This is a genomic window from Candidatus Chloroploca asiatica (assembly GCF_002532075.1).
Classification (GTDB): domain Bacteria; phylum Chloroflexota; class Chloroflexia; order Chloroflexales; family Chloroflexaceae; genus Chloroploca; species Chloroploca asiatica.
In genome coordinates, this window is sequence record NZ_LYXE01000124.1 from 1 (window position 1) to 4,522 (window position 4,522).

Annotated in this window: 5 protein-coding genes; 3 read left to right on the top strand and 2 right to left on the bottom strand. The window is 58.2% G+C overall.

Features of this window, described 5'->3' with window-relative positions:
- The 3 genes from A9Q02_RS16215 to A9Q02_RS23820 form a co-directional block, all read left to right on the top strand.
- The coding region (locus A9Q02_RS16215; protein ID WP_216361540.1) for a hypothetical protein at nucleotides 1–637 on the top strand (637 nt) is incomplete at its 5' end.
- 45 nt (nucleotides 638–682) lie between these two features.
- Nucleotides 683–1,381: an O-methyltransferase gene (locus tag A9Q02_RS16220; RefSeq protein WP_097654132.1), complete on the top strand. Its 699-nt coding sequence runs from the start codon at nucleotides 683–685 to the stop codon at nucleotides 1,379–1,381.
- 3 nt (nucleotides 1,382–1,384) lie between these two features.
- Nucleotides 1,385–2,332, top strand: coding sequence for an O-fucosyltransferase family protein (locus A9Q02_RS23820; RefSeq protein WP_141508974.1), 948 nt, complete (start codon nucleotides 1,385–1,387; stop codon nucleotides 2,330–2,332).
- 24 nt (nucleotides 2,333–2,356) lie between these two features.
- On the opposite strand, the gene A9Q02_RS23825 is transcribed toward A9Q02_RS23820, so the two are convergent.
- Nucleotides 2,357–3,106: a hypothetical protein gene (locus tag A9Q02_RS23825; RefSeq protein ID WP_141508976.1), complete on the bottom strand. Its 750-nt coding sequence runs from the start codon at nucleotides 3,104–3,106 to the stop codon at nucleotides 2,357–2,359.
- A 14-nt stretch (nucleotides 3,107–3,120) separates the two neighbouring features.
- Complete coding sequence (locus A9Q02_RS16230) at nucleotides 3,121–4,185, bottom strand: hypothetical protein (protein ID WP_097654134.1); 1,065 nt, start codon at nucleotides 4,183–4,185, stop codon at nucleotides 3,121–3,123.
- Nucleotides 4,186–4,522: the final 337 nt, after the last annotated feature.

Consider the following 4,522-nt stretch of genomic DNA (forward strand, 5'->3'; position numbering starts at 1 on the left):
TCGGGAACCGGGTCGGACAGATCCGTTGGTCGTCAAGCTCGCCACGAGGCGGGTTGGGCCAAGAAGCCGCGCGGCTTTCGCCGCTGCGGAGTGTCACACCATCCACTTTGCGCAGCCACTGATCTGCGTGGCATGCCATGCCCCCATTGCCTCGACGCAGACCAAGGTGTTCGACTGTGCGCTCGATGACTTTTGCATTGGCGATTGCGTCGGTCACGCCGAGGAACTGCGCGTGGTGCGCGAGGGGCTCTACTGTACTGCGTGTCGCGCTATTGACCAGCAGTTTGTCTACTTCGTCGTGTATCGGGGCATTCTGGTGGATGTTGCGCTGGATCTGGCGTCGGCAGAAGCGCAGTTGCGCAGCTTCTCCTTCGATCGGCTGCTCCTCTGGTATCACGATCTGTATGCCAAGCGTGAGGCTGAGCGCCGTGAGCGGTGGGAGGTGGAGCGTTTCCTGCACGACGTGGTGCGGTGGTATACCGAAGGATACGATCAGATGACGCCCGAGGAGCGCGAGCAAAAACCGCTGGGCCTGCTCTTTTTCCACAACCGTGACGTGCTCGCAAGCGCAGCCGATCCGGTGGCTGCGGTGCGTGCGTATTTGGAGGCGCGGAAGGCGGAGCGAACGGAAGGCTGAGTTGATTTTTAGCACTGCGGCCCGAGGTGAAGGAACCAGGAACATATGCTGCCGAGTGAGACGCATTCATCAGTCGTATACAAAAAGCTCAAGCGGTATGCTAAGGTGCTCATTTGGTATACCCCGTTTATCGAACGAGTGTATGCCTGGCACCGCCAGCGTCACAGCAAGACACACATCGACCGATGGCTGGCATGCGGGAAACCTGTGCCGCCACCCCATGCGGTTAAAGCAGAGGTACTGCGTCACTATGCGGCCACATATCACCTGCGCATCTTGGTGGAAACCGGCACACAGCATGGACATATGCTGTCTGCCCTCAAGAAGGTCTTTACCAGACTCTATTCAATCGAGTTAGATCCCGTATGCTACAAGAATGTACGGCGGCGCTTTCACTTTAATCGGAGGATTGAACTTTTCTGTGGCGATAGCGCCAATCTTTTGCCAGAGATTCTTGCCCGTCTGCATGAACCAACGCTCTTCTGGCTGGACGGTCACTATAATCCCGGCCAGAAGTCGCCCGGCAAATTCGTGACGCCGATCCTGGCTGAATTGACTCACATTTTTGCGGCACCGCGCCTGGGCAATGTTATCATCATTGATGATGCTCGGCTCTTCCATGAACGCTTTGGATATCCGCCGCTGGCCGAGGTGCTGTCGATGATTGAGCAGGATGGCGGTTGGGATATGCTGATCCAGGATGACAGCCTGCGCCTCGTCCCAAAACTAGAGCCGGAGGGCTAGTACATGCATGAGCATCCCACCCGCACCCTGACCGTTGTGACAAACTCTGGTCTATGCAACCACCTGCGCGTGCTGCTCTCCGGTCTGGTGCTGGCCGAGGCAACTGGCCGGTACTTCACCATGTTCTGGCCGCGCACGAAGGATTGCGCCGCCGGTTTTGCGGAGCTTTTTGCCAATCCGTGGCCGGTGCGAGAAGCAACCCGGCAGGAGCTAGCGTGTCTGCCACGGAGACCGCCCGTCAAGCACATCGTTACTGATGTGCAGAACACGGATGTCGCGGACATCCGGATCCGCGCATACAACTGGTTATCTGCGCCGGTCGGGTTTCCCGCTCAAAGGCAGCTCATGCAGCGCTGTGCGGAACTGCTGCAAGAGATGCAGCCTACCAAAGAACTGCAAGCGCGGGTAGAGGCATTTCAGGATGACAGTTTCCGCTCACGGATGATCGGTGTTCACCTGCGTCGTGGGGACATGCACTTACTTTACCCCGCCTCTGCTGCAAATACGCTCGCTGCGATGGCTGCAGTGGACACCTATCTTGCGCAGGAGCCAGAAGCCGGTATTCTGCTATGCACCGATGATGGTGCGATTCATCAACGCACGGGGCGACCGCTGCCGAGCGAAGGCGTCCAGGCCAAATTTCTTGCACGCTACGGTGAGCGCGTTGTCTTCACGATACCGCGTTCGCTCGACCGCCGTGATCCAGCCGCCATCCAGGATGCGCTTGTGGATCTGTGGTTGCTGCGCCAGACAGACTATGTTGTGGGGACAATTGGCAGCAGTTTCTCCGGCATGGCGGTTTTGGGCCGTTCCGTTCCGGTGACGCTGTGCCAGTCGCAGCATCCCCTGCGCCACGTGCTCCCATTACGCTCCTGGTTGCGCGGAGAGCGTCCGCTAAAATGGCTGGCCCGCTACTACTGGCGGCTTATCCGTCCTCGCGGCCTAGGATGAGGAGGGCTGGCACATCATTTGATGCTACACATCTGATTTGAAAGACGATGCCTCCTCTCCGCTGCATAGTGCATCTCGCAGGAAGCTATTCTCTTCGAAGACTTTGACCAGTTCATCATAATTCGATACAATTTCGCGGTACGATTGGCTCCAAGGTTTTGTGAGCCTCGTGCGTACTGGCGCGTTCGCTACACCCAGATGTGAACAAATACGTTCTACCGTGGCTGCCCAGCGAGCCTCGTCTTCAAGGTCAGCTTCGTACAGGATATCCAGGTGTTCAACATTTGTCAGCGCATGGATGCATTGCTCCCGCTGATTATGCCCGTCAAGCAACGAAGCGAGGAAAGCTTTCGGATCGATGGTGATTATGGGTGGGGTGACGGTTACACCGATGCGGCCATGCCACCATCGCGTCTGACCTGCGACAGCGCCTGACAATGTTTGCTGAAACAAAGATCGACGTTGAAGGTGAATGATCTTCCAGCCACGTCTGTGCATCTCTCTCACCACTGATGCTGGGGCCGCTACCTGATAGGGAAACAGTTTGAAGCCATACAACCCTTTTTGTGTGCGTTTGCGCATAAGTCGGCTGCGATAGATAAAATAGGGATACGGTATTCGTTGCCAGAGATACACCAGTGGCCTGAGAGGGCGTCGCCACTGGCCTAGACGCAGAATCTCTAACTCACAGCAGATGGCAGGATGTGAGTTCAATAAGCTGACCAGCAGTTGACTGCCGCTACGGGCCGTTCCAAAAATTACGAAATTGGTCATCGTGACACCTTGACTTATTCATCCTCACGACGTGCATAGAAGTACTGCTTGACTTCCTGATGAAGCCGAGGCTTTTCGCTCGCCCATTCCCATAGGCCATCGTCATTGAGGCGCAGATCAGTGGCGGGATCGAAGTGGTGGCGCTTTAGAATGGCATTCCGGCGGCCATACTGCCGATTGATGGGGGCGCCGTGCCAGAGATGCAGCGCCATGCCTGGCACACAACCGATCCGCCCCTGGATCTCGTGAGCAAACGGTTGCGCCCAACGTAGGTAGTGGGCAAAGAACGCTTCGTCTGGCGCGGCGACTGGCGACGCGTTGGTGCGGGCCAGATACCATTGCGCTAGCCAGCGCGGCCAGGGGATGCGCAACAGGCGATTGAGGGCCTTCTCCACAACATACGGACGACGACGCAGATAGGCGCACGCAATCCCTCGAACGCAGCGGCTGCTCAGACTGTCGCCGGCGGCATGGGCGAATAACTCATCTCCTCCATCAAGGATCGCTGCATCGTACAAGCCATGCGCTGCGATGAGGTCGCGCCGTGCGGCCCAGGCGATGCCTGGCTGTCCGTGGGCCGCGCCGCCGAGCCGGGCCGACTCGGGGCGACGCTGGAGTTGGCAGGCGAAGCTGCGGCGGGTTCGTCCGCGAAAGACCATCTGCCCTCGCGCCATGCGCCCGACCCGATCTTGGGGCTGTACCAGCGGCCAGCGGTCGAGCAGCGCTGAAGTCTGCTGCGCCCATTCCGGGTTGGTGAAGAGGATGTCGGCGTCCAGCCAGGCAACTTTTGTGACGGAGGAGGGGAGCCGAGCAATAGCCAGATTGATCAACCGTTCCTTCATCCACATCACATCGTGTCCCCGCACCTGGATGACATCGGGGCCAGCTGCTAACTCATACGGCTCATCTCCAAACGCACACTCAATCGTAACGAACGGAATGCCCGCTGCTCGAATTGGCGCGGCGAAGCGTTCGTAGTTGGTGCGCTTCGTCTGATAGCGCACCGGGTTGTAATAGGTCGTCACAACCCACAGATCGTCGCACGGCGCGTAGGACGCAGCAGGGTAAAACGTATTCATATCACGGATCCTTGAGTAATTGATGAACTGCATGTTCCTCACAGATCTTCAAGACCTTGTGTGAGAGGCCGCCGCCCCCCATGGGCAGGCGCGCCGGAACGAAAGACTTGTGAGGTCTGACAGGTGCTCCTGAGCAACAAAACCTCATGGTCGGATCGCAACGCCTCCGCGGTCATTCCGAACGAAGCCGCAGGCGCAGTGAGGAATCTGCACTGATCGTCATGGAAGACCCCTCACTCCGTTTGGGGTGACATGGGCAAGCGCAGCAAGGTGCCACGGCAAGCGCAGCGGGCTGCCACGGCAAGCGCAGCGGGCTGCCAACGCCAGCTCTGTCATT